Consider the following 20,470-nt stretch of genomic DNA (forward strand, 5'->3'; position numbering starts at 1 on the left):
GTGCCGTCAGCCCCAGGAGTACAGGCAGGTGTGGTCGCGGTGTTTGACGTGGGTCAAGGGGGGCGGAAAAAACGCGCGCGCACCGCTTCGGCGTGCGGGCCCCGCCGTGCGCGGGCCGCGCCGGGCTGGCGACGCAGGGGGGCATAGTCCCGAGCCTATATGAAAATCGCGCCCGGCGTCAAACGCGGGCGGCTGGGCGGCGGGACTGCGGGGGGCAGGATGCGGACGGGCGCGGGCGCGGGCGGGCCTCAGCCCTGCTTGGGCGGCGCGGCGGGGCCGGGGCGCAGGGATTTTTCCACGTTCAGCCGCGAGACCTTGGGCTGCATGCGCAGACGGGCGTCGGTCAGGGCGTCGATGGCGCGGTTCTTCTGGTCCGCCGCCTTGCGGGCCACGGCCCCGGAGAGCAGCCCCAGGGGCAGGGCGATCCAGGCCAGTTCGTAGATGCCGTAGGCCACGCCGATCCAGCACGCACCGCCCAGCAGGGCGAGGCCGACCCCCGGGGTCAGCTGGCCCACGTAGATGTTGCCCACCCCGGCCCACAGCAGGGACAGCAGCAGGGCCACATCGGGGTTGCGCCTGCGGCGCAGGGCGCGGTTGCTGTGCTCGGCCATGCGCGCGATCTTTTCGCGCTGCCGGGCCTCGGCCTCGGCCTTGGCCTTGTCGTGGTCGAAGACGGCGGTGGCGTCCTGGGTTTTGGCGCGCGGGGATTGCAGGCCCAGGGCGGAGTCGCCCGTGTCGTCCCAGGGCGACTTGCCGCGCACGATGACCCGGGCCGGGCCCGCGAGGTCGGCCTGCACGGGCTCTTCGGGCTGGCCGGGGGCGGGGTCCTGGTCCCGGTCCGGGGCGTCGGGCTCCCCGTCGCGTTCCAGGTGCAGGGCCGGGGTCTCGGGCCGGGTGGCGTCGTCGGGGTCGTAGGGCCGGGGGGAGCTGTGGGCGGCCAGGTCCTGCGCGTCCGGGGCCGGTTCCCAGTCCGGCACGACCTCCTGCTCGTGGCGGGCCATGGCCTCGTGCAGCTCGCGCAGGTACTGGCGCTCGCTGAGGAAGCCGTCGGCGCGCAGCTCTTCCAGGCGGCGGATGTCGTCGGACAGGGTGGTCTTCTTCATGGGGTCTCCGGAATGGCGCTGGGCGGGACTATGCCCCACTTGGCGGGGGGGCGCAAGGCCGCCCGGCTTGCCTTCGCCAGGCCGACTTGCTACCGTTTGCTGGCGGCGCGTGGCCACCCGGCCCGGGCCGTCGGCCCGCCCCCCGGGGCGCAAGGACGGACATGGCGTATATTGAATGGGACGAGAGCCTGAGCGTGGGCGTGGCGGAAATCGACGCGCAGCACAGGCGGCTGTTCGAGCTGGTCAACACCCTGCACGGGCTGTGCGCCGCCAGCTGCCCGCCCCTGGCGCTGCTGGCGGCGGCGGACGAGTTCTGCGAGTACACCCGCGAGCATTTCGCCACCGAGGAACGGTACATGGACGCCCACCAGTACCGGGGCATGGACGCGCACATCCAGGAGCACATGCAGTGCAGCATGCGCGCGGTGGATTTCCTCGGCCAGGCCCTGGCCGACGACGCGGGCCTGCGCGACGAGTTCCTGGCCTTCCTCCGGGAGTGGCTGGACACGCATATCCGCGGCACCGACATGGGCCTTGGGGCCTACCTCAACAAGCGGGGCGTGGCCTAGATGGCCGGGAACGGGCAGGACATGCCCCTGGGCTATCGGCTGCTCGAGGCGGGGGCCCACGTTTTCGACGCGCTGCACTGCTTCTGGGAGCGGGAGCGCACCGTGCGCCGCGTGGCCACGCTGCTGGTGCTGGCCTTCATGGGCTCGCTGGCGGTCATCGAGCTCAACCGTCTGGGGCTCATCGGCGGGCACCTTTCGCGCATCCTGCCCACCAATCTGTTCTACGCCGTGAACTTCGCCTTCACCCTGGTGCTGGTGGTCGAGGTGGTCAGCATGATCTTCGTGCTGCCCCGGTCCTTCTCGCGCTCGGTGGGCAAGCAGTTCGAGATCCTGGCGCTGATTCTCATGCGCAACTCCTTCAAGGAACTGGTGAACCTGCACACCGTGATCCACTACCCCGACGACCTGGAGACGCTGCTGCGCATCCTGTCCGACGGGGTGGGGGCGCTGGTGGTGTTCTTCCTGCTGGGGGTCTACGCGCGCCTGCCCAGGGGCCAGGAGGCGGTGCGCGACGGGGCGGGGCTGTACGCCTTCGTGCTCACCAAGAAGGTGCTGGCCCTGGCGCTGCTGGCGGTGTTCTGCGGGCTGGGGCTGTACAACGGCTGGCGCTTCGCCGCAGGCGGGGAGCTGGTGGATTTCTTCCAGGTCTTCTACACCGTGCTCATCTTCTCGGACATCTTCGTGGTCCTGCTGTCCCAGCGCTACCTGCCGTCGTTCCACGCGGTGTTCCGCAACTCCGGCTTGGCGCTGACCACGCTGATCATCCGCCTGGCGCTGTCGTCCCCGCCGTTTCTCAACACGGCGCTGGGGATCACGGCGGCGGGCTTCGCCGTGGTGCTGACCTATGTCTGCAACCTGGCGTTTGCGCGCGGCGACGGGGCCTGCCCGGGCGAGGATGGCCGTGCGGGCTAGGCGCCCGGGCGCGGGGGGCGCCCACCGGGGCGCTGGCGCCGCTGTTCCTCGGCCTCGCGGCGCAGGATGTCCGCGAAGCGCGAACGGGACTCGCGCCCCGCGCGCAGCAGGTAGTACACCGCCCCGGCGGCGGCCAGCATGAGCAGCAACCAGCTCACGGCGTCTCCTCCCTTTTTCGCCCGGCCCGGGGCGCGGTGTCCGGCGTGCCGCCAGGCGCGGCCTCCCAGGGCGCATCGCGCGCCTGCTCCACGGCCTCGCGGCAGTGCCGCGCGTCGAGCATGAGCCCGCATCCCGTGCAGGCCACCCGCGCCGTGGCTCAGCGCCCGGTGAGCACCGCCCGCGCGCCGCAGGCCGGGCAGGGGATGGTCAGGTCGTCCATGGCCGGACTATGCGCCAAACCCGGGCCGGGGGCAAGACGGCGGACCCGGGGCCCGGCCGTCACGGATTGTTCACCGCATCGCCTCCTGCCCGCGATGCAAGGCAGGGCCTTGGGGGGTAGACCGTGTCCTGGCACACCCCACAGGGGCGGACTTGTCCGCCACCTCCGCAACCTCCGCCAGCCTCGCGGACAGGGGCGGCGCGGAACCCCACCTTCCGCGCCGCCTTCCTCGTTGTCCTTCGCACCATGGGGCTTTTGCCCCAAGGAGCACGCATGGCCCTGATGCCGATGCCCCGCGCAAGCCGCGCCGCCCTGTTTTTCCTGGTCCTGGCCCTGGCCCTGGCGGCCCTGCCGGGGGCCGCCAGGGGCGGGCAGGAGCCGCGCTACGTGTTCCTGTTCATCGGCGACGGCATGGGCATCGCCCAGCGCGCCGCCGCCGCCGCCTACCTGGGCCGCCCCCTGGCCATGGACGCTTTCCCGGCCCACGGCGTGACCACGACCTTCGCCAGCGACAGCTTCGTCACCGACTCGGCGGCCTCGGCCACGGCCCTGGCCTCGGGCGTCAAGACCAGCCTGGGCCGCCTGGGCCTGGGGCCGGACCTGGCCCCCCTGGCCTCGGTGGCCGAGCTGGCGCGCGACCGGGGCATGCGCGTGGGCATCGTCTCCAGCGTCTCGCTGGACCACGCCACCCCCGCGGCCTTCTACGCCCATGTGCCCTCGCGCGGGCAGTACCACGAGATCGCCCGTGCCCTGGTGGCCAGCGGCTTCGACTACTTCGGCGGCGGCGGCCTGCGCGACCCCGGGGGCAACCGGGACCGCAGCCCCCTGGGCGACGCCCTGGGGCAGGCCCGGGCCTGGGGCTGGCAGGTGGCCGTGGGCCGCGAGGCCATGGCCGGGCTGCGGCCCGGGCAGCGGGCCATCGCCATCAACGCCCGGCTGCGCGACGGCCAGTCCCTGCCCTACAGCATGGACATGACTCCCGAGGACGTGACCCTGGCCGAATTCACGGCCAAAGGCATAGAACTCCTGGATAACCCCCAGGGTTTCTTCATGATGGTCGAGGGCGGCAAGATCGATTGGGCCTGCCACGCCAACGACGCCGCCGCCGCCCTGGCCGACACCCTGGCCTTCGACCGGGCCGTGGGCGTGGCTGCGCGCTTCGCCGCCAGCCGCCCCGGGCAGGTGCTGGTGGTGGCCACCGGCGACCACGAGTGCGGAGGGCTGACCCTCTCGCTGTCGGGCACGCGGCCCATGGCCTTTCCCGAGGTGCTGCGCCACCAGCGCATGTCCCTGCAACGCTTTGCCGACGAGGTGCTGCCCGGGTTCGCCCGGGGCCCGGGCCTGGGGCGCTTCGAGGCCCTGTTGCCCCTGCTGGGCGAGCTGTTCGGCCTGGGCACGGACGGCGCCGCGCCCCTGGCCCTGGACGCGCACGAGCTGGAGACGCTGCGCGCGGCCTTTGCCCGCTCCCCGGCCGGGGGCGGCCCGGCGCCCGCATCGGGCGGCTACGACCCGCTGGTCGTGGCCCTGGGCAGCATCCTGGGCCGCAAGGCCGGGCTGGGCTGGACCTCCCAGCGCCACAGCGGGGTGCCGGTGAGCACCTCGGCCCTGGGCGTGGGCCAGGAGCGGTTCAGCGGCGCCTACGACAACGCGGCCCTGGGCCGCACGCTGCTGGCCCTCATGGGCCTTGGCCCCGGCCCGGCCCTGCCCGCCCGCACCGTCGCCTTGCGGACCGTGCCGTCCGCCCTGCCTTGAGCCTCGTCCGGCCCCCCCTTGCGCCGCGCCTGTCGCGCGACACCGTGCTGGCCCTGGCCTTTGCGCTGCTCACGGCGGTGCTGGCTTGGCTGCCCACCGGGCCCCCGGCGGCGCAGGGCGAGGGGCGCCCGGCGCTGGTGCTGGCCGTGGACGACACCCAGGTCCAGCGCATGGGGCTGATGACCGTGGGCGAGCAGCGGCTGACCCTGCGCCTGCTGTCCGGCCCGCAGCGGGGCCTGGAGCTGGAGGCCGTGAACCCCCTGCTGGGGCAGATGGAGCGCGACAAGCTCTTCGCCCCGGGCGACACGGCCCACGTGGTGCTGACCAAGGACCAGGCGGGCCGCGTGGTCTTCGCCCACCCGCAGGACCACTACCGCCTGGACCTGGAACTGGTGCTGCTGGGACTCCTGGCCGCGCTGCTGGTGGCCTTCGCGGGCTGGACCGGGGTCCGCGCGCTGCTGTCCTTCGTGTTCGCGGGGGTGGTGCTGTGGAAGGTGCTGGTGCCGCTGCTGCTGCGCGGGGTGGACCCGGTGTGGGCCACCCTGGGGGTGACCACACTGCTGTCGGCGGCCATCATCTTCCTGGTGGCCGGGCTGACGCGCACGGGCCTGGCGGCCTTCTGCGGGACCATGCTCGGCGTGGGCACGGCCTGCGCCCTGGCGCTGTACTTCACGGCCCGCTTTCACATGAACGGGGCCGTGCTGCCCTTTTCCGAAACCCTGCTCTACGCCGGATACCAGCACCTGGACCTGGCGCGCATCTACGCCGCCGGGGTCTTCCTCTCCGCCTCGGGCGCGGTGATGGACCTGGCCATGGACGTGGCGGCGAGCATGGGCGAGCTGGCGGCCAAGAGGCCGGACATGGGGCGGGGGGAACTGCTGCGCTCGGGCCTGCGCGTGGGCCGGGCCGTGGTCGGCACCATGACCACCACCCTGCTTTTGGCCTACTGCGGCGGGGCTGTGACCCTGCTCATGGCCTTCATGGCCCAGGGCGTGCCCCTGGCGACCACGAGCAATCTGGTTTTCGTGGCCGCCGAGGTGTTGCGGACCCTGGCGGGCTCCTTCGGGCTGGTGGCCGTGGCGCCGTTCACGGCCCTGTGCGGGGCGGTGATCTTCGCCCCCCGGCACCCCCCGGCGCGCCCGGTCGGCTAGCCCAGCAGGGCGATGACCACGGGCAGGGTCAGGGCCGCCAGCAGGGTCTGGGCGGAGATGATGGCTGCCATGAGGTCGGCGTCGCCGCCGAGCTGGCGGGCCAGGATGTAGGCCGAGGTGGCCGTGGGCAGGGCCGCGAAGATCACGGCCACGTCCAGGGCCGTGCCCCGGGCCCCGAACAACAGGCACAGCAGGGCTGTCGCCAGGGGCAGCACGACCAGCTTGGCTCCCGAGGCCCACAGCGCGGGCCGCAGGGCGCCGCCCAGGGCCCCTGGGCGCAGGCCCGCGCCCACGGCCAGCAGGCCCATGGGCAGGGCCGCCCGGGCCAGCACGGCCAGGGCCTCGTAGACGCTTTCGGGCAGCCGCAGGCCCGAGAGGTTCAGGGCGAACCCCGCCACGCAGCCCAGGATCAGCGGATTCTTCGCCAGCTCCCGCACCAGTCCCATCCCGTGGCCGTTGGCCCCGCCGCCCAGGCGCGCCACCACCGGCACGCACATCAGGTTGATGAGCGGAATCAGGGCCACCATGGCCACCGCCGCCAGGGCCAGGCCGTGGGGGCCGTGGAGCGCCGCCACCAGGGCCAGCCCCACGTAGGTGTTCATGCGCACCCCGCCCTGGAACACCGAGGAGAAGGCCGGGCCGTCCAGGCCCGTGCGCCCGCGCAGGGCCAGCAGCCCGGCGCCGGTCAGGGCCAGGCCGGCCATGAGCCCCAGGGCCATGGGCAGGGTGGAGGCGTCGCCGAAATCGGCCCGGGCCAGGGTGTTGACCAGAAGCGCCGGGAACAGCAGCACGTAGGTCATCCGCTCGGCCTGGGCCCAGAAGCCTGCGCCGGGAAAGTCCGCGCGGCGCAGGACGTGGCCAAGGACGATCACGGCAAAGACGGGCACCAGGGCGTTGAGCATCGGAGGCCTCGGCGGGTTGGGGTGCGGCGTGGCGACAGGCCCTGATACTCCAAAGGGTCGGCGGGCACAACGGAGACGAGGGGGCGGGCGGCGGCGCCGGGCGGGGGCTCGGGCATCGGGGCGGCTGAGGAGGCTGCGGGCCGCCTGGTTGTCATGGCCCGCGCCCGGGGTTCGCGGCGGCGCAGATGCAGGGGGCAGGCCGCCGCATGGCGCCTCCCGCCCCGGGGTGGAGCGGGGGCGCCATGCGGCGGTGCGTGGGGCTAGGGGCGCACGCCCAGGGGGTAGGCCTCGCGGTGGGGCGCGATGGCCCGGCCCAGCCAGTCCACGGCGCGGCCCAGATGCTCCATGTTGGCCAGGGCCTCGGCGTCGGCGTTGACCTCGCCCTTGTCGCGGCCGTAGCCGATGTTCCAGTAGATGGACCCGGGCACGATCATCTGGGACATCAGGAACATGTGGTTGATGGTGTCGAAGGCGTGGGTGGCTCCGCCGCGGCGCACGGCGACCACCGCCGCGCCGATCTTGCCGCGCAGGGCCGCGCCGTTGGCGATGGACACCAGCCCGGTGCGGTCCAGCAGGGCCTTCATCTCGGCGCTTACGTCGGTGAAGTAGGTCGGCGTGCCCAGGATCAGCGCGTCGGCGCGCAGGATCTTCTCCAGCACGTCGTTCAGGTCGTCGTTCTTCACGGCGCAGCGCATATCCTTGTTCTCGAAGCATTTGTAGCAGGCGATGCAGCCGTGGACGGCCTTGCCGGAGAGGCCGACCAGTTCGGTCTGCCAGCCCGCGCGGGCCAGGGGGGCCAGGGCGTGGGTCAGCAGGATCTCGGTGTTGCCGCCCTTGCGCGGGCTGCCGTTGATGGCCAATGCGTACATGACGTTCTCCTTCCGGGGTTTGGGTTGACTTGCGTGCCTCCTTCATTATGCTTTGATTCCGACATGGCAAGTACTGCCAAAAAAGACAGGTACTATCAAAAAGTATAGCAAGGAGGGCGGCCATGGCCGGAGCCTGCCGCGAGAAGGAAGTCAACGGGCGGCGCTACCGCTGCTTTTTCGAGCTGACGTTGCAGCTCATCGGCGGCAAGTGGAAGCCCGTGGTGCTCTACCACCTGGCCCAGGCCGGGGTGCTGCGCTTCGGCGAGCTGCGCCGGGGCCTGCCCGGCGTCACCGAGCGCATGCTGACCCGCTGCCTGCGCGAGCTGGAAGCCGACGGGCTGGTGCGCCGCGAGGTCTACCGCCAGGTGCCGCCCCGGGTGGAGTACGCCCTGACGGACCTGGGGGCCAGCCTGATGCCCATCCTGCGCGACATGCGCGACTGGGGCGCGCGCTACGAGGAGCGCGTGGCCGGGGCGGGGGCCTTCGCGGGCGGGGAGTACGAGCCGCGCCAGGAGCCCGAGCCTGGGCGCCCCGGGGCCTGAACCGCCCGGGGCCCCGGCACGCCGCGCGCGCCGGGGCCCCGGGTGGCCGGGCGGGGGGGTCAGGCCTCCCCGGCGGCCTCGGCCAGCAGCTCTTCCTTGCGGATGCGGATGGTCTCCTCGACCTCCTCGGCCACGTCGGCGAGGTCGGGCTTTTCGGGGGATTCCAGCAGGGCGATCTGCAGGTTCAGCTCGCGCATGATGCGCACTTCGCCGGTGTTGTGGTACTGGCGCCAGGCGGCCACGGCCTTTTCGGGCTGCCCCAGCCGGGCAAAGGCCAGGCCCAGGTACAGGGCGCTGAAGTTGTCCTGCTTGGCCTCGCGCAGCACGCGTTCGAATTCGATGCGCGCCTGGAGGAACTGCCCGGCGGTGTACAGGCAGTAGCCCAGGCGCTTGCGGCCTTCCAGGTGCGCCGGGAACAGGCGGATGCATTCGCGGTATTCGGGGATGGCCGCCGCGTAGTCGGCCACGGCGTAGGCCTGGTTGCCGCGCAGGAAGGCCTCCTTGGCCTGCCGGGCGGCGTCGGGGGCTACGCCCTGGGTGGCGGCGGCCAGGGCGGCGGGCTCGGGGCGGTCCTCCCCGCGCAGCCTGCGCAGCCCGCCGAACAGGAAGTCGCGCCGCGACAGGGGTTCCTTCTTCTTCTCGCTCACGTCGGTCCTCCCGGAAAAAGGTGGACCCACCATACCCGAATGGGCTGGTCGGTCAATACCGGGGCCGGGCGCGGGTTCCGGGTGGTCCGGGCGGCCTCAGGCGGCCTCGATGTGGCTGCGGTTCTTGCCCTGCTGCTTGGCGCGGTACATGGCCTTGTCGGCCCGTTGCAGCAGGTCGTCCACGGTGTCGGCCGGGGAGCTGGCCAGGCAGCCGCCCACGCTGGCGCCCACGGTCAGCCGCCGGCCCTCGAACTCCACGGGCTCGGCCAGGGCGCGCAGGATGTCGCGGGCCACGGCGTCCGCAGCCTGGGCGTCGCTGACGTTGTGCAGCAGCAGGGCGAACTCGTCGCCGCCCATGCGCGCCAGCAGATCGACCTCGCGCAGGCGGCCCTGCACGCGCGCGGCCACGGCGCGCAGGACATGGTCCCCGGCCAGGTGGCCGTGGGTGTCGTTGACGGCCTTGAAGTCGTCCAGGTCGATGAACAGCAGGGCCAGCCCGGGGCCGCCGCGCGCGGCCTGGGCCAGCATCCGGCGCAGGGTCCGCTCGAAGGTGTGGCGGTTGGCCACGCCGGTGAGCGGGTCCTGGGTGGCGCGGCGGCGCAGTTCCTCCTCCGAGAGCTTGCGCTGGGTGATGTCCTGCACGATGCCCTCGATGCCCAGCACATGGCCCTCGGGGTCCATGACCGGGCGCACGGACATGCTGACCCAGATCTGCTCGCCGCTTTGCTTGCGCACGGGCATCTCGAAATCCGTGGCCTGGCCCCGGGTGGCCAGGGTCTCGTACAGCTTGCGGCGCGAATCCTCGCCGACGAATATCTGGCGCCAGATGTCGGAGGTCTGGCCCATGAGCCGTTCGGGCGATTCGTAGCCCAGCATCCGCGCCAGGCCGGGGTTCACGCGCACCATCCGTCCCGAGGCGTCGGCACGGTAGATGCCCTCTTCGGCGTTCTCGAACAGGGTGCGGTAGGTCTCTTCGGCGTCGCGCAACTCCCGCAGGGCTTGGTCGAGCTTGGCCGTGCGCTCGGTCACGCGCCGTTCCAGCTCGGCGTGGGCCGTGCGCAGGGCGGCCCGGCTGTCGGCCAGGGCCTGGGTGGTCCGGTTGCGCTCGCGCGACAGGGCGTGGATGACCAGGGCCGTGGCCACGGTCACGGTGAAAAAGACCTGCATGACGTGCATGGCCATGGGCTGGGGCAGATGCCCGAAGGGGCCCAGCCCCGCGTGGGTGGCCAGCCCCGAGACCGGGAAGAGCAGGGCCAGTAGCAGGGTCAGGGTCCGCGAGTCGGCCCGGAAGGTGGCCCAGGCCATGACCGGGATGAAGGCGAAGATCAGCGGGTAGTCGCGCAGAACCTCGCCGTGGTGCAGGCCGAACACGACCAGGGCCGCCACGGCCATGCCCAGCAGCAGCAGGGCGCCCTCGGCATGGCGCAGCATGGGCGGCAGGCCCGGGGGATGGCGCCGCCAGGCTACCACCAGGGGCGCGATGACGACCATGCCCGTGAAGTCGGACAGGAACCAGCTCCAGGCCGCCTGGGCCGAGCCCGCAGACAGGGCCCCGCCGCGCTCCAGCACCAGCACCCCGGCCAGGGCCGCCAGCAGCGAGGCCAGCAGGGGCCCGAAAACCAGGAAATGGCCCATCCGGCCCGGGCCGTCGAAGGGCTGCTTGTCGCCCAGGGTGCGCCGGGCCAGGAGCGCGCCCAGGCCCAGGCCCAGGGCGTTGCACAGGGCCAGGGCCAGGGCCGTGCCCGGGCCGACGCCAGCCAGCAGCGAGGCCGCCAGGTCCGCCGCCAGCACCGTGCCCAGGGCTGCAGGGCCCAGGACGAACAACGCCGAGAAGCCCACGCCCGCCGCAGGCCAGACCGGGGCCACCTGCCCGGGCTGGGGGGCCAGGGCCTGGGCGAAGTGGGCGGCGGCGAGGTAGGCGGCCACGGCCAGCAGGTGCTTGAGGAAACGGTTCATGGACGCTCCCGGAAGGATGTTGCGGGGCATTGTAAGCACGGAACCGGGGGAAAGCAAAGCGCCGGGGTGGAAATTCCCGCCGGGCGCCGGGCGGGCCGGGGTTGCGCCTGCCCGCCGGGCCGTGTATTGCCAGGGAAAACCAGTGAGGTTTCCCCACATGGATTACGTCCTGCCCCTGCTGCTCGTGCTGCTGGCCGTCGTGAACACCAACCTGGTGCGCGTGGCCCTGCGCACGGGGCGGATCCAGTCGCGGCTGCTGCCCCTGGAGCGTGCGGCCAACGCCTCCGGGTTCTGGATGGCGCTGCTGTTCCAGGGGCTGGTGACGGTGCTGTGCCTGGCCGCCGCCGCCCTGCGGCTTTCCGAACTGCTCTAGCAGCCGGGGGCGCCTGCGCAGGCACGCGCCAGGCGGGCCGGGCCCGCGCCCTCGCGCCGGAACCCCCGCCGCCCACAGGCCCGCAAAGGAGTCCGCCATGCACAAGACCCTGCACAAGCATCTGCTGGTGACCCTGGGCGACGACCCGGGCGCCCTGAACGGCGCGCGCTTTGTCGCCGCGTTCTTCTCGCGGCCCCAGGCCCTGCGCCTGACCTTCTTCCACACCGTGTCGCGCGCCTCCTGGCCGGGGGGCGACCAGGGCGACGCGGTGCACCCCGTGACCTGCGCCCCGGGGGGCGAGGGCGCCGCCGCCCACGAGGCCGTGGAGCGCGCCCGCGACATCCTGTGCGCCAGCGGCTTCGGCGCGGGCCTCATGGAGGCCAAGATCGTCTTCCGCCAGTACGCCCGCATCCTGGACGTGATCCTGGAAGGCGAGAAGGGGCTCTACGACGCCGTGGTCCTTGGCCGCCAGGCCCTGGGCCTGCTGGAGGACGCCTACGGCGCCGAGGTGGGCCGGGGCGTGCTGGAAACCCACTCCGGGGCGCCGCTGTGGATCTGCCGCGACATCGACCCCGCCCGGCGCGGGGTGCTGCTGTGCGTGGACGGTTCGGCCTCGTCCCTGGCCATGGCCGACCACGTGGGCTTCATGCTCGCCGCCGAGCCCGCCCACCGCGTGACCCTGCTGACCCTGGCTGCCCCCGGGCAGGAGGCCGCCCACGCCCAGGAGGCCGCCCTGGCCGTGCTGCTGGACAACGGCCTGGAGCGCGGGCGCGTGGACGCGCGGGTGCTGGACCTCGCGCCGGGGCAGGAGGTCGGCCCGGCCCTGCTGGCCGAGGCCGAGGCCGGGGGCTTCGCCGTGGTGGCCATGGGCCGCACGGGCATGGGCCTGCAACGTGCGCCGGGCATGTTCATGGGCACGGCGGCGGACCATCTCTTCCGCCTGCTGCGCGGCGCGGCGCTGTGGGTCTGCCGCTAGCGGGCGCGGGACGGTCCGGGTGACGCCGGGTGGGCCGGGTAACGCCGGGCGGGCGCCGGGCGGCCCGGCCTTCTTTTTCATATCCGACTGTATTTGCTTATTTTTCAACTCTTTTCCCTATGGTTCTAAAAGGATAGCAACGGCTAGGGGGTTGCCAGAACGGGCCGCGCGGACTACACACTAGGGCGTTTGCGAACCCCATCCCGGGGTCGCCCCGCCCCCAGGCGGGCGGCGCGGCGCCCGGGGCAAAGGAGCAGTCCCATGCCCAGACGGATCGTCATCATCGGCGGCGTGGCCCTGGGGCCAAAGGTCGCCTGCCGCGCCCGGCGGCTGGACCCCGAGGCCCAGGTGACCATGATCGACCGCGACTCGATCATTTCCTACGGCGGGTGCGGCATCCCCTACTACGTGAGCGGCGACGTGGCCGACGCCAAGGAGCTGTGCACCACGGTCTACCACGCCGTGCGCGACCCCGAGTTTTTCCGCCACTACAAGCGCGTGCAGGTGGCCACCGAGACCGAGGCCCTGGCCATCGACCGCCGGGCCAAAAAGGTCCGCGTGCGCGACCTCAAAACGGGCGCGGAGCGCGAGCTGGAATACGACACCCTGGTGCTGGCCACGGGCTCCACGCCCTTCGTGCCGCCGGTGCCCGGGGTGGACCTGCCCGGGGTCTACACCGTGGCCAACCTGCACAAGGCCGTGCTGCTCAAGGACAAAATCTCCTCCGGCGAGGTGGACTCCGCCGTGGTGATCGGCGGCGGCGCCATCGGCCTGGAAATGGCTGAGGCCCTGACCGCCCTGTGGGGCATCAAGACCACCCTGGTGGAGATGTGCGACCAGGTGCTGCCCCAGGCCCTGGGCCCGGAGCTGGCGCGCATGGTCGAGAATCACCTGCGCGAGAGCGAGGTCGAGGTGCGCACCTCGACCCAGGTCCAGGCCATCCTGGGCGACGCCGAGGGCGGCGTCACCGCGGTCAAGACCGACAAGGGCGACATCCCCTGCCAGCTGGTGATCTTCGGCGTGGGCGCGCGGCCCAACACGGCCCTGGCCCGCGAGGCCGGGCTGGCCGTGGGCCCCTTCGGCGGCCTGCTGGTGGACGCGCGCATGCGCACCTCCGACCCCAGCATCTACGCGGGCGGCGACTGCGTGGAGGTCCGCAACCTGATCAGCGGCGGCACCATGCACCTGCCCCTGGGCTCGCTGGCCAACCGCCAGGGCCGCGTCATCGGCACCAACGTGGCCGGGGGCAACGAGCGCTTCGAGGGCGCGGTGGGCACGTTCTGCCTCAAGGCCTTCGAGCTGGGCGTGGCCCGCGCGGGGCTGACCCTCAGGCAGGCCCGGGCCTTCGGCTTCGACGCCCAGGCCGCGCTGGTGGTCATGGCCGACCGGGCGCATTTCTTCCCCGGCAACAGCCTGATGTACATGAGCCTGATTGCCGACCGCGCCACCCGCCGCGTGCTGGGCATCGAGGCCGTGGGCTCGGCGGGCGACGCCGTGAAGGCCCGGGTGGACGCCGTGGCCGCGCTGCTGCCCCACAAGCCCGACCTGGACGACATCTCCAACCTGGAGGTGGGCTACGCGCCGCCCTATGCCTCGGCCATGGACATCGTCAACGCCGCGGCCAACGCCATGAAGAACATCCTCGACGGCTACAGCGACCCCGTGGACGCCATGACCTTCCTGGACCTGGTCAGGGACGACGGGGCCCTGGTCCTGGACGTGCGCGCACCCAAGGTGGCCCGCAAGTTCCAGGCCAAGTACGGCGCCCACCGCTGGCTGTCCATCCCCCAGGAGGAGCTGCCCGCGCGCATGGGCGAGCTGCCGCGCGACAGGCGGCTGCACGTGTTCTGCAACACGGGCCTGCGCTCCTACGAGAGCCAGCTCCTGCTGCGCGAGAACGGCTTCACGGACCTGAAGAACGTGGCGGGCGGCTACGCCCTGGCCCGGCTGCTGGAGCCGGGCATCGACGAGACCGGCGACCCCGGCACCGAGCCCTGAGGCCCGGGCCCGGCCCCGGCCCCAGACGGAAGGACAACAGCCAAGCCCCCCGGACGCAATCGTCCGGGGGGCTTGTTCGTGGCCATGGCTTCCGGCCTCAGGCCCTGGCGGCCCGGACCTCGGCGGCCAGGGCGGCCACGGCCTGGCGCACGGCGTCGCGGATGCGCCGCGCGCCTTCGAGCCTGCGCTGCGGATCGCCGTCCAAGGCCTCGGGGTCGTCGAAGGGCCAGTGCAGGCGCCGCGCGATGCCCGGAAACACCGGGCACTTGGTCTCGGCCTCGGCGCAGACGGTAATCACGTAGTCGTAGGTTTCCCCGGCCTTGTAGCGGTCGAACACGCTGCTGGCCGTCTGGGCCGAGATGTCCAGCCCGGCCTCGGCCATGACCGCCACGGCCAGGGGGTTCAGGGCGGCGGGCTCGAGCCCGGCGCTGCGGGCTTCCAGCACGTCGCCGTGCTCGTGGTTGGCGAAGGCCTGGGCCATCTGGCTGCGGGCCGAGTTGTGCACGCAGATGAACAGGATGCGTTGCTTGTCCATGGGGCGCCTCTCCTGGCGGAAGGGTTGGGCCCGCGCGCGGCCCACGGGCCGCTGCGAACCAGCCGCCAGTGTAGCGCAGCAGTGTGGCGAAACGGCGACGGCGCCGCGCGCCCGGCGCCTCTGCGGCTGCTGGAAGAGCCTTTTCCGGGCCGCTCAAAACCGGCGGAACGGCGGCGCGGAAAAATCCGGCCCGTGCGGACCGGGACAGGCGCGCGGGCCCGGGTTGCCCCGGCGGCGTGGCACCTTTTTTGCGCGGCCCGTCAGCGCTGTTCCCAGGGGTAGTACAGGGGCGTGTGGCGGCCTTCCAGCCGCTCGTAGACCCGCCCCGGCCACTGGGGGGCGGCGGCGGTGGCCCGGGGGCGGGCCCAGGAGTCGATGCCGTAGGCGGCCAGCACGGAGAGCAGGAGGAACGCGAGAATCAGGCGCATGAGGGGCCTCCGGGAAGAATGTGCAGTCCGGCCCTGGCGGGAGCAACTTCCGTGCCCGCGCCGCGCCCGAGCGGGCGCCGCGAACTCCCCCGCCGCGCGGGGCCGGGAGAAAAGGCGCGCCCCCATTGCGGAAGGCCCGGCCGGTCTGCTAGGGTGGCGGGCAAGACCCGCCGCCGCGCAGACAGGAGACCCCGGCATGACCTCCCCCGCCCCCCTGGCCGCCCTCGCCCAGCCGCCCACCCTGACCCTGGACATGACCATCGTTCTGGCCCTGGTCATCCTCACGGTGCTGTTGTTCCTCACCGACCGCTTGCGCGTGGACGTGGTGGCCATCATGGTCATGGTCGCCCTGCCGCTTCTGGGCATCATGGACGGCACCGACGCCTTCCGGGGCCTGGCCAGCAACGCGGTCATCTCCATCATCGCCGTGGTCATCATGGGCCGCGGGCTGGACCATACGGGCGTCATCAGCAGGCTCATGCGCCCGCTCATGCGCCTGGCCGGGCGCAGCGCCAACCGCATCGTCATCCTCGTGGCCGGAACGGTGGCCGTGGTGTCGAGCTTCATGCAGAACGTGGGCGCGGCGGCGCTGTTTCTGCCCGCCATCCGCCGCCTGTCGCGCCATTCGGGGGTGCCGGTGTCGCGCCTGCTCATGCCCGTGGGCTTCTCGGCCATCCTGGGCGGCACGGTGACCCTGGTGGGCTCCAGCCCGCTGATCATGCTCAACGACCTGATCCAGCCCTTCGGCCTGGAGCCCTTCGGGCTGTTCAGCGTGACCCCGGTGGGCCTGGCGCTGGTGGTCACGGGCATCGCCTTCTTCGTGCTCGGCGGGCAGCGGCTGCTGCCTGCCGGGACCCCGCCCGAGGACTCCGGCGAGGACCTCATGGCCTGGTACTGCGACCTGGGCTGCATGCACGAGCTGCGCGCGCCCTGGGACAAGAACGAGGAGCTCTACGTCCAGGACCTCATCGACATCTACTGCATCCAGGTGGTGGCCCTGTCGCAAAAGGGCGGGCGCGACGTGCTCATGCCGCCGGACCGGGCCATCCGCATCGCCCCGGGGGCGGTGCTGGCGGTCATCGGCAGCCCGGCGCGCGTGAACGAAATGGCCGCCAAGCACGGCTTCACGGTCAAGCGCGAGCTGGACGTGTTCGCCCGGGCCATGTCCGACGAGGAGTCGGGGGTGGTGGAGGCGCTCATCCCGCCGCACTCGCGCTTCATCGGCATGACCGTGGCCGACATCCGCTTCCGCCACAACCACCTCATGGCGCCCCTGGCCGTGACGCGCCACAATAAGACCCGCTACTGCGGGTTCTGGGACATGGTCGTGCGCGCGGGCGATTCCATCCTGATGCACGGCAGCTGGGAGAGCTTCCACGCCATGCGCCCCCGGCGCGACATCCTGTTCGTGCAGTCCCTGGACCACGAGGTGCTGCACCCCGAGAAGGCCGGGGTGGCCGTGGGCGCGTTCGCCCTGTCCACGGGGCTGGTCATCGCCACGGACCTGGCCCTGTCGGTGTGCCTGATGACCGGGGCCCTGGCCATGATCCTGGGCCGGGTGCTGACCATCGACGAGGCCTACCGGGGGGTGGACTGGCGCACGGTGTTCCTGCTGGGCGGGCTGATCCCCCTGGGGGTGGCCATGGAGCGCACCGGGGCGGCCTCGTGGCTGGCCGGGCATATCATGGCCCTGGTGGGCCAGCCCGCGCCGTGGGTCTTCCTGTTCGTGCTGGGGGCGCTGTCCACGGTGCTGACCCTGGTTGTGTCCAACGTGGGGGCGGTGGTGCTGCTGGTGCCCCTGGCGGTGGACATGGCCGCCGCCGTGGGCGCGGACCCGCGCCTGGCCACGCTGGTGGTGGCCCTGGCGGCGTCCAACGCCTTCCTGCTGCCCACGCACCAGGTCAACGCCCTGTACATGGGCCCGGGCGGCTACCGCAGCGCGGACTACCTGCGCACGGGGCTGCCCCTGTCGGTTTTGTTCCTGGTGGTGCTCACGGTCATGGTTTCGCTTTTCTACTAGGCCCGCAGCCCGTGGGGCAGCTCCCGGGGCAGGCGCCGCCGTCCGGGCCGCGCGGGTCCATGGGGATCTCGCGCGGGCCGGGGGCGGCCTGGTGCAGCAGGGCGTGGACGGCGTCGGTCAGGGCCCGGGTGCAGCGGCAGCCCGGGCCGCGCTCGTCGTCCAGCAGGGGCGCCTGTGGGCAGGCGCGGCAGAGGTCGGCGGCCTCGAGCAGCTCGCGCTTCCGCCGCACGTCGGCGCATTCCGGCGTCCCGTCCGGGGGCAGCGGGCTGCCTTGTCTGATGCACATAGGCCCTCCCGGCGCGCGCGGCGCTACTGGAAGAACTCCATGACGTACTTCAGGGCCGTGAAGACGATGACTCCCGCCAGCATGGTCTTGATGGCCCGGGCGGGCATGTACTTCTGGCAGCGGGCCCCGAGGTACATCCCGGCAGTGCCGCCGATGCCGAAAAGCAGGCCCAGGGCCCAGTCCGGCGCCACGGACATGTGCGGGAAGAAGGGCGCCAGGCCCTGGTAGAAGGCGACCCCGGCCACGGAGGTCACGAAGGTGCCCATGAGCGCCGCCCCGGCCACGGTATGCACGGGCAGGCGGAAGAACGTCACCAGGAACGGGGCGATGATCGAGCCGCCTCCGATGCCGTAGGCCCCGCCCACCACGCCCACCACCAGGCTCAGCACGAGAATGCCCGCGCAGGACACGTCGTGGGTTTCGCCCTGGAAGGAGTAGGTCAGGCGGCGGCTGGTCAGCCCCAGCACGGCCACGGCGGGGGCGGGCCCGGCGGCCTTGGGGCCGCGCATACGCGCCAGCCCGCCGCCCTTGCCCGGAGCCGCCCCCCGCGTGGCCAGCAGGTCGCGGACCATCTTGACTCCGATGTAGAGCAGCACGGCGGCGGCGAACATCTTGAAGTGCCGGGGATCGGGCAGCCAGAGCGTGCGCACGAAGGCGCCGACGAACACGCCCGGCAGGGTGCCCACGACCACGATCCAGGTCAGCGGCCAGAGCATCCGGCCTTCCTTGCAGTAGCGGTACACGCCGCTGGGGATGGCCACCACGTTGAAGAGCTGGTTGGTGGCGCTGACCGAGGGGTTGACGTAGCCCAGCACGGAGACCTGGAAGGGCAGCAGCAGGAAGGCCCCGGACACCCCGCCCATGGAGGTGAAGAAGGAGATGACGAAGGCCACCAGGGGCGGCACCCAGGGGGCGATTTCGATTCCGGCGGTGGGGAAGAACATGGCGCCTCCTGCGTGGACGACGGCAGTTGAAGTCACGAATGCAATTGCTTTCGTGACTTGATACCCCGCGCCGGGGGTGTTGTCAAGACGCCCACTCTGGGCGAGGATGGCCGCAGGCGCCCGGGGCGGCGAGGGGCCGCGCCAAGGCCGAAATATTTTGCAAGGACACGCCATGACACGACGGACGACTCCACCGGGCCAGGGCGGCACCGGCCCCCGGGTGCCCCTGACCCCACCCGCCCGGGGGCGCGACCACGGGCGCATCGTCGCCGGGGCCGATGACGGCGAATGCCTCGACGCGCCGGGGCTGGCCGCCCTGGAGCAGGCCTTCCGCCAGTGGGCCGAAGAGGCCCCGCGCCCGGGGGTGCGCCTGTCGCGCCAGCGGATTCTGACGGTCTTCCTGCTTATCCGCTACACCGGCGCCAAGCTGCGCGAGGCGCTGTCCCTGGACCCTGGGCGCGACATCGACTGGGAGCGGGGCGTGATGCGCCTGGGGGGCGGGGCCCAGGCCGGGGAGGCCGGGGCCCGCGAGGTCCAGATTTCCGGGGTCCTGGCCGCCGACCTGCGGGCCATCCTGGAGAGCCCGGCCCTGCGCGGGGCCGGGGGCGCCGTGCTGGACCTCGACCCCGGCTTCGTGCGCCGCAAGTTCTACGAGCGGGCCCAGGCGGCGGGTTTCGACAAGCGCCTGGGCGGGCCGGAGATGCTCCGCAAGGCCCGGGCCGTGGAGCTGCTCCAGGGCAACGTGCCGCTGCCCGTGGTCCAGGCCATGCTCGGCCATGTGACGCCCACGCCCACCTCGGCCTACGTGTCCTTTTCGCCGCAGGACATCCAGCAGGTGGCCCGCGTGTTCCTGGACCGCGAGGCCCAGCGCGGGACCAGCGCCCGCAACGCGTTCTACGGCAAGGTCCACGCCCTGCGCGAAGGCGACATCCAGGCCCGCGTGGAGCTGGCGACCCTGGACGGGCTGCGGGTGGTCTCGGTGATCACCCGCGACAGCGTCGGGCGGCTGGGGCTGCGCCCGGGCAGGCTGATCAGCGCGGAGGTCAAGGCGCCGCTGGTGTCCCTGCTGCTGCGCCAGCCCGGGGCCGGGGCTCCGGCCAGCAGCTTCGAGAACGTCTTTGCCGGGGTGGTGGAGGGGCTGACCCTGGGCGTGGTCAACGCCGAATGCGTGGCCCGGGTCTCCGACGGCACGCAGCTGTGCGCCATCGTGCCTGCGGCCTGGGCCCGCGAGCAGGGCCTGAAGGCGGGCGACGCGGTGTGGGTGTTGTTTTCCAGCTACGCCGTGGTGCTGCACGTGGACTGAGCGGGCGCGGCGCCCCGCCGGCCTTGCCGGGCAGGGCGCCGCAGACGGCCAGGGGCTGCCTATTCCTTGCCCTTGCCGCCGCCCTTGCCGCCGCCGCCCTTGCCGCCGCCACCCTTGCCGCCGCCGCCCGAGCCGCCCGAGCCGCCGCCGGAGCCGCCGCCCGAGCCGCCGCTGGCGCCGCCCTTGCTCGAGCCCTTGCCCATGCCTTGGCCCATGCCCATGCCCTGACCTTGGCCCATGCCCTGACCTTGGCCCATGCCCTGGCCCATACCCTGGCCTTGGCCCATGCCCATGCCCTTGGGCGCGGCGCCGTGGCCCAGGCCGAGGGCCGCAGGGTGCACTCCGGCCTCATGGGCGATCTGGCCCCAGCCCATGCCTTCCTGGCGCATCTGCTGCACCTGGCCCTCGGTCAGGCCGGAATTGGCGGCGATGGCCCGCGTGCGGGCCTGGGTCAGCGCGGTTTCGCGGTTAGCCAGCTGCTCGCGGGCCTGCTCCTGGGCGGCCTCGTCGCCCGTGCTTTGGGCCTGCTCCAGGGCCTGCTGGGCCTGCTCGACCTGCCCGATCAGCTCGCCCAGTTCGCTGGAAATCTGGGCCGCGTCCTGGGCGTCCTGGGCCCGGGCCGGGGTGGCCCAGGACAGTGTCAGGGCCAGGGCCAGGGCCAGCATGCATGTTCCGAACTTGCCACAGCGGGTGTTCATGGTTGCGCTCCTTTGCAAAAGGTCATCCCGGAGCCTTTATTGTAGCACTTTGACACATCCGGGCAAGGGCGAATCGCACGCGAAGGCCCCCGCCCGGGAGTCCGGACGGGGGCCTTGCGGGTCTGGC

The 20,470-nt window shown here is 72.6% G+C and carries 22 protein-coding genes; 10 read left to right on the forward strand and 12 right to left on the reverse strand.

The window, feature by feature from the left end:
- Window positions 1-248 precede the first annotated feature (248 nt).
- Window positions 249-1,103 carry a prepilin peptidase gene (locus G495_RS0115140; protein WP_028588451.1) on the reverse strand — a complete coding sequence of 285 codons (855 nt, stop codon included), beginning with the start codon at window positions 1,101-1,103 and terminating at the stop codon, window positions 249-251.
- A 161-nt stretch (window positions 1,104-1,264) separates the two neighbouring features.
- Between G495_RS0115140 and G495_RS19660 the strand changes: the two genes are divergently transcribed.
- Window positions 1,265-1,672 (forward strand): bacteriohemerythrin, encoded by a 408-nt coding sequence (locus G495_RS19660; RefSeq protein WP_051445441.1) that lies wholly within the window; start codon window positions 1,265-1,267, stop codon window positions 1,670-1,672.
- Window positions 1,673-2,584, forward strand: coding sequence for a hypothetical protein (locus tag G495_RS19665; RefSeq protein WP_245588458.1), 912 nt, complete (start codon window positions 1,673-1,675; stop codon window positions 2,582-2,584).
- On the opposite strand, the gene G495_RS21890 is transcribed toward G495_RS19665, so the two are convergent.
- Window positions 2,581-2,742, reverse strand: coding sequence for a hypothetical protein (locus G495_RS21890; RefSeq protein WP_156939733.1), 162 nt, complete (start codon window positions 2,740-2,742; stop codon window positions 2,581-2,583). The genes G495_RS19665 and G495_RS21890 overlap by 4 nt on opposite strands.
- The gene (locus G495_RS22905) at window positions 2,739-2,864 is read right to left on the reverse strand and encodes a hypothetical protein (protein WP_281171722.1); all 126 of its coding nucleotides are present in this window, start codon (window positions 2,862-2,864) and stop codon (window positions 2,739-2,741) included. Before G495_RS22905 ends, G495_RS21890 begins: the two co-directional genes overlap by 4 nt.
- A 381-nt stretch (window positions 2,865-3,245) precedes the next feature.
- Here G495_RS22905 and G495_RS19670 point away from each other — a divergent pair, with 381 nt between their 5' ends.
- The gene (locus G495_RS19670; protein WP_035252679.1) at window positions 3,246-4,715 is read left to right on the forward strand and encodes an alkaline phosphatase; all 1,470 of its coding nucleotides are present in this window, start codon (window positions 3,246-3,248) and stop codon (window positions 4,713-4,715) included.
- Entirely contained in the window at window positions 4,712-5,866 is a 1,155-nt protein-coding gene (locus G495_RS0115170) for a YibE/F family protein (protein WP_035252573.1), read from the forward strand. The genes G495_RS19670 and G495_RS0115170 overlap by 4 nt, the downstream gene beginning before the upstream one ends.
- Here the strand turns inward: G495_RS0115170 and G495_RS0115175 are convergent.
- Together G495_RS0115175 and G495_RS0115180 are read right to left on the reverse strand one after the other, a co-directional pair.
- On the reverse strand, window positions 5,863-6,768 hold the full coding sequence (locus G495_RS0115175) for an AEC family transporter (RefSeq protein WP_028588453.1): 906 nt from the start codon (window positions 6,766-6,768) through the stop codon (window positions 5,863-5,865). The two genes, G495_RS0115170 and G495_RS0115175, sit on opposite strands and share 4 nt — an antisense overlap.
- Window positions 6,769-7,028: 260 nt before the next feature.
- Window positions 7,029-7,637 carry a flavodoxin family protein gene (locus G495_RS0115180; protein WP_028588454.1) on the reverse strand — a complete coding sequence of 203 codons (609 nt, stop codon included), beginning with the start codon at window positions 7,635-7,637 and terminating at the stop codon, window positions 7,029-7,031.
- 122 nt (window positions 7,638-7,759) lie between these two features.
- Between G495_RS0115180 and G495_RS0115185 the strand changes: the two genes are divergently transcribed.
- A complete protein-coding gene (locus G495_RS0115185; protein ID WP_028588455.1) occupies window positions 7,760-8,179 on the forward strand; it encodes a winged helix-turn-helix transcriptional regulator in 420 nt (139 codons plus the stop codon).
- A gap of 59 nt (window positions 8,180-8,238) precedes the next feature.
- On the opposite strand, the gene G495_RS0115190 is transcribed toward G495_RS0115185, so the two are convergent.
- Window positions 8,239-8,826 (reverse strand): tetratricopeptide repeat protein, encoded by a 588-nt coding sequence (locus G495_RS0115190; protein WP_028588456.1) that lies wholly within the window; start codon window positions 8,824-8,826, stop codon window positions 8,239-8,241.
- A 96-nt stretch (window positions 8,827-8,922) separates the two neighbouring features.
- Window positions 8,923-10,782, reverse strand: a complete 1,860-nt coding sequence (locus G495_RS20645) for a diguanylate cyclase domain-containing protein (RefSeq protein WP_051445443.1) — start codon at window positions 10,780-10,782, stop codon at window positions 8,923-8,925.
- Between the two features lie 157 nt (window positions 10,783-10,939).
- On the opposite strand from G495_RS20645, the gene G495_RS0115200 reads away from it, so the two are divergent.
- The 3 genes from G495_RS0115200 (at window position 10,940) to G495_RS0115210 (ending at window position 14,129) form a co-directional block, all read left to right on the forward strand.
- Window positions 10,940-11,155: a hypothetical protein gene (locus G495_RS0115200; protein ID WP_028588457.1), complete on the forward strand. Its 216-nt coding sequence runs from the start codon at window positions 10,940-10,942 to the stop codon at window positions 11,153-11,155.
- 97 nt (window positions 11,156-11,252) lie between these two features.
- A complete protein-coding gene (locus G495_RS0115205) occupies window positions 11,253-12,131 on the forward strand; it encodes an adenine nucleotide alpha hydrolase family protein (protein WP_051445444.1) in 879 nt (292 codons plus the stop codon).
- 261 nt (window positions 12,132-12,392) lie between these two features.
- Window positions 12,393-14,129 carry an FAD-dependent oxidoreductase gene (locus tag G495_RS0115210; protein ID WP_028588459.1) on the forward strand — a complete coding sequence of 579 codons (1,737 nt, stop codon included), beginning with the start codon at window positions 12,393-12,395 and terminating at the stop codon, window positions 14,127-14,129.
- 97 nt (window positions 14,130-14,226) lie between these two features.
- Here the strand turns inward: G495_RS0115210 and G495_RS0115215 are convergent, their stop codons facing one another.
- Complete coding sequence (locus G495_RS0115215; RefSeq protein WP_028588460.1) at window positions 14,227-14,664, reverse strand: arsenate reductase ArsC; 438 nt, start codon at window positions 14,662-14,664, stop codon at window positions 14,227-14,229.
- A 260-nt stretch (window positions 14,665-14,924) separates the two neighbouring features.
- Window positions 14,925-15,092: a hypothetical protein gene (locus G495_RS21895; RefSeq protein ID WP_156939734.1), complete on the reverse strand. Its 168-nt coding sequence runs from the start codon at window positions 15,090-15,092 to the stop codon at window positions 14,925-14,927.
- Between the two features lie 196 nt (window positions 15,093-15,288).
- Here G495_RS21895 and G495_RS0115225 point away from each other — a divergent pair, with 196 nt between their 5' ends.
- Window positions 15,289-17,112, forward strand: a complete 1,824-nt coding sequence (locus G495_RS0115225; protein ID WP_051445445.1) for an SLC13 family permease — start codon at window positions 15,289-15,291, stop codon at window positions 17,110-17,112.
- Here G495_RS0115225 and G495_RS21900 read toward each other — a convergent pair.
- Window positions 17,090-17,398, reverse strand: a complete 309-nt coding sequence (locus G495_RS21900; protein WP_156939735.1) for a hypothetical protein — start codon at window positions 17,396-17,398, stop codon at window positions 17,090-17,092. The genes G495_RS0115225 and G495_RS21900 overlap by 23 nt on opposite strands.
- A gap of 23 nt (window positions 17,399-17,421) precedes the next feature.
- Window positions 17,422-18,342 carry a sulfite exporter TauE/SafE family protein gene (locus G495_RS0115230; protein WP_028588462.1) on the reverse strand — a complete coding sequence of 307 codons (921 nt, stop codon included), beginning with the start codon at window positions 18,340-18,342 and terminating at the stop codon, window positions 17,422-17,424.
- 172 nt (window positions 18,343-18,514) lie between these two features.
- On the opposite strand from G495_RS0115230, the gene G495_RS0115235 reads away from it, so the two are divergent.
- The gene (locus G495_RS0115235) at window positions 18,515-19,645 is read left to right on the forward strand and encodes a TOBE domain-containing protein (RefSeq protein WP_051445446.1); all 1,131 of its coding nucleotides are present in this window, start codon (window positions 18,515-18,517) and stop codon (window positions 19,643-19,645) included.
- Window positions 19,646-19,704: 59 nt separating this feature from the next.
- Here the strand turns inward: G495_RS0115235 and G495_RS21905 are convergent, their stop codons facing one another.
- Complete coding sequence (locus G495_RS21905) at window positions 19,705-20,343, reverse strand: hypothetical protein (RefSeq protein ID WP_051445447.1); 639 nt, start codon at window positions 20,341-20,343, stop codon at window positions 19,705-19,707.
- Window positions 20,344-20,470 lie beyond the last annotated feature (127 nt).

Source organism: Desulfocurvus vexinensis DSM 17965, assembly GCF_000519125.1.
GTDB lineage: Bacteria > Desulfobacterota > Desulfovibrionia > Desulfovibrionales > Desulfovibrionaceae > Desulfocurvus > Desulfocurvus vexinensis.

Coding starts and splice junctions, on each gene's coding strand:
- G495_RS0115140 (WP_028588451.1), bottom strand. CDS start 1,103: ATGAAGAAGACCACCCTGTCCGACGACATCCGCCGCCTGGAAGAGCTG.
- G495_RS19660 (WP_051445441.1), top strand. CDS start 1,265: ATGGCGTATATTGAATGGGACGAGAGCCTGAGCGTGGGCGTGGCGGAA.
- G495_RS19665 (WP_245588458.1), top strand. CDS start 1,673: ATGGCCGGGAACGGGCAGGACATGCCCCTGGGCTATCGGCTGCTCGAG.
- G495_RS22905 (WP_281171722.1), bottom strand. CDS start 2,864: ATGCTCGACGCGCGGCACTGCCGCGAGGCCGTGGAGCAGGCGCGCGAT.
- G495_RS19670 (WP_035252679.1), top strand. CDS start 3,246: ATGCCGATGCCCCGCGCAAGCCGCGCCGCCCTGTTTTTCCTGGTCCTG.
- G495_RS0115175 (WP_028588453.1), bottom strand. CDS start 6,768: ATGCTCAACGCCCTGGTGCCCGTCTTTGCCGTGATCGTCCTTGGCCAC.
- G495_RS0115180 (WP_028588454.1), bottom strand. CDS start 7,637: ATGTACGCATTGGCCATCAACGGCAGCCCGCGCAAGGGCGGCAACACC.
- G495_RS0115185 (WP_028588455.1), top strand. CDS start 7,760: ATGGCCGGAGCCTGCCGCGAGAAGGAAGTCAACGGGCGGCGCTACCGC.
- G495_RS20645 (WP_051445443.1), bottom strand. CDS start 10,782: ATGAACCGTTTCCTCAAGCACCTGCTGGCCGTGGCCGCCTACCTCGCC.
- G495_RS0115200 (WP_028588457.1), top strand. CDS start 10,940: ATGGATTACGTCCTGCCCCTGCTGCTCGTGCTGCTGGCCGTCGTGAAC.
- G495_RS0115205 (WP_051445444.1), top strand. CDS start 11,253: ATGCACAAGACCCTGCACAAGCATCTGCTGGTGACCCTGGGCGACGAC.
- G495_RS0115210 (WP_028588459.1), top strand. CDS start 12,393: ATGCCCAGACGGATCGTCATCATCGGCGGCGTGGCCCTGGGGCCAAAG.
- G495_RS0115215 (WP_028588460.1), bottom strand. CDS start 14,664: ATGGACAAGCAACGCATCCTGTTCATCTGCGTGCACAACTCGGCCCGC.
- G495_RS21895 (WP_156939734.1), bottom strand. CDS start 15,092: ATGCGCCTGATTCTCGCGTTCCTCCTGCTCTCCGTGCTGGCCGCCTAC.
- G495_RS0115225 (WP_051445445.1), top strand. CDS start 15,289: ATGACCTCCCCCGCCCCCCTGGCCGCCCTCGCCCAGCCGCCCACCCTG.
- G495_RS21900 (WP_156939735.1), bottom strand. CDS start 17,398: ATGTGCATCAGACAAGGCAGCCCGCTGCCCCCGGACGGGACGCCGGAA.
- G495_RS0115230 (WP_028588462.1), bottom strand. CDS start 18,342: ATGTTCTTCCCCACCGCCGGAATCGAAATCGCCCCCTGGGTGCCGCCC.
- G495_RS0115235 (WP_051445446.1), top strand. CDS start 18,515: ATGACACGACGGACGACTCCACCGGGCCAGGGCGGCACCGGCCCCCGG.
- G495_RS21905 (WP_051445447.1), bottom strand. CDS start 20,343: ATGAACACCCGCTGTGGCAAGTTCGGAACATGCATGCTGGCCCTGGCC.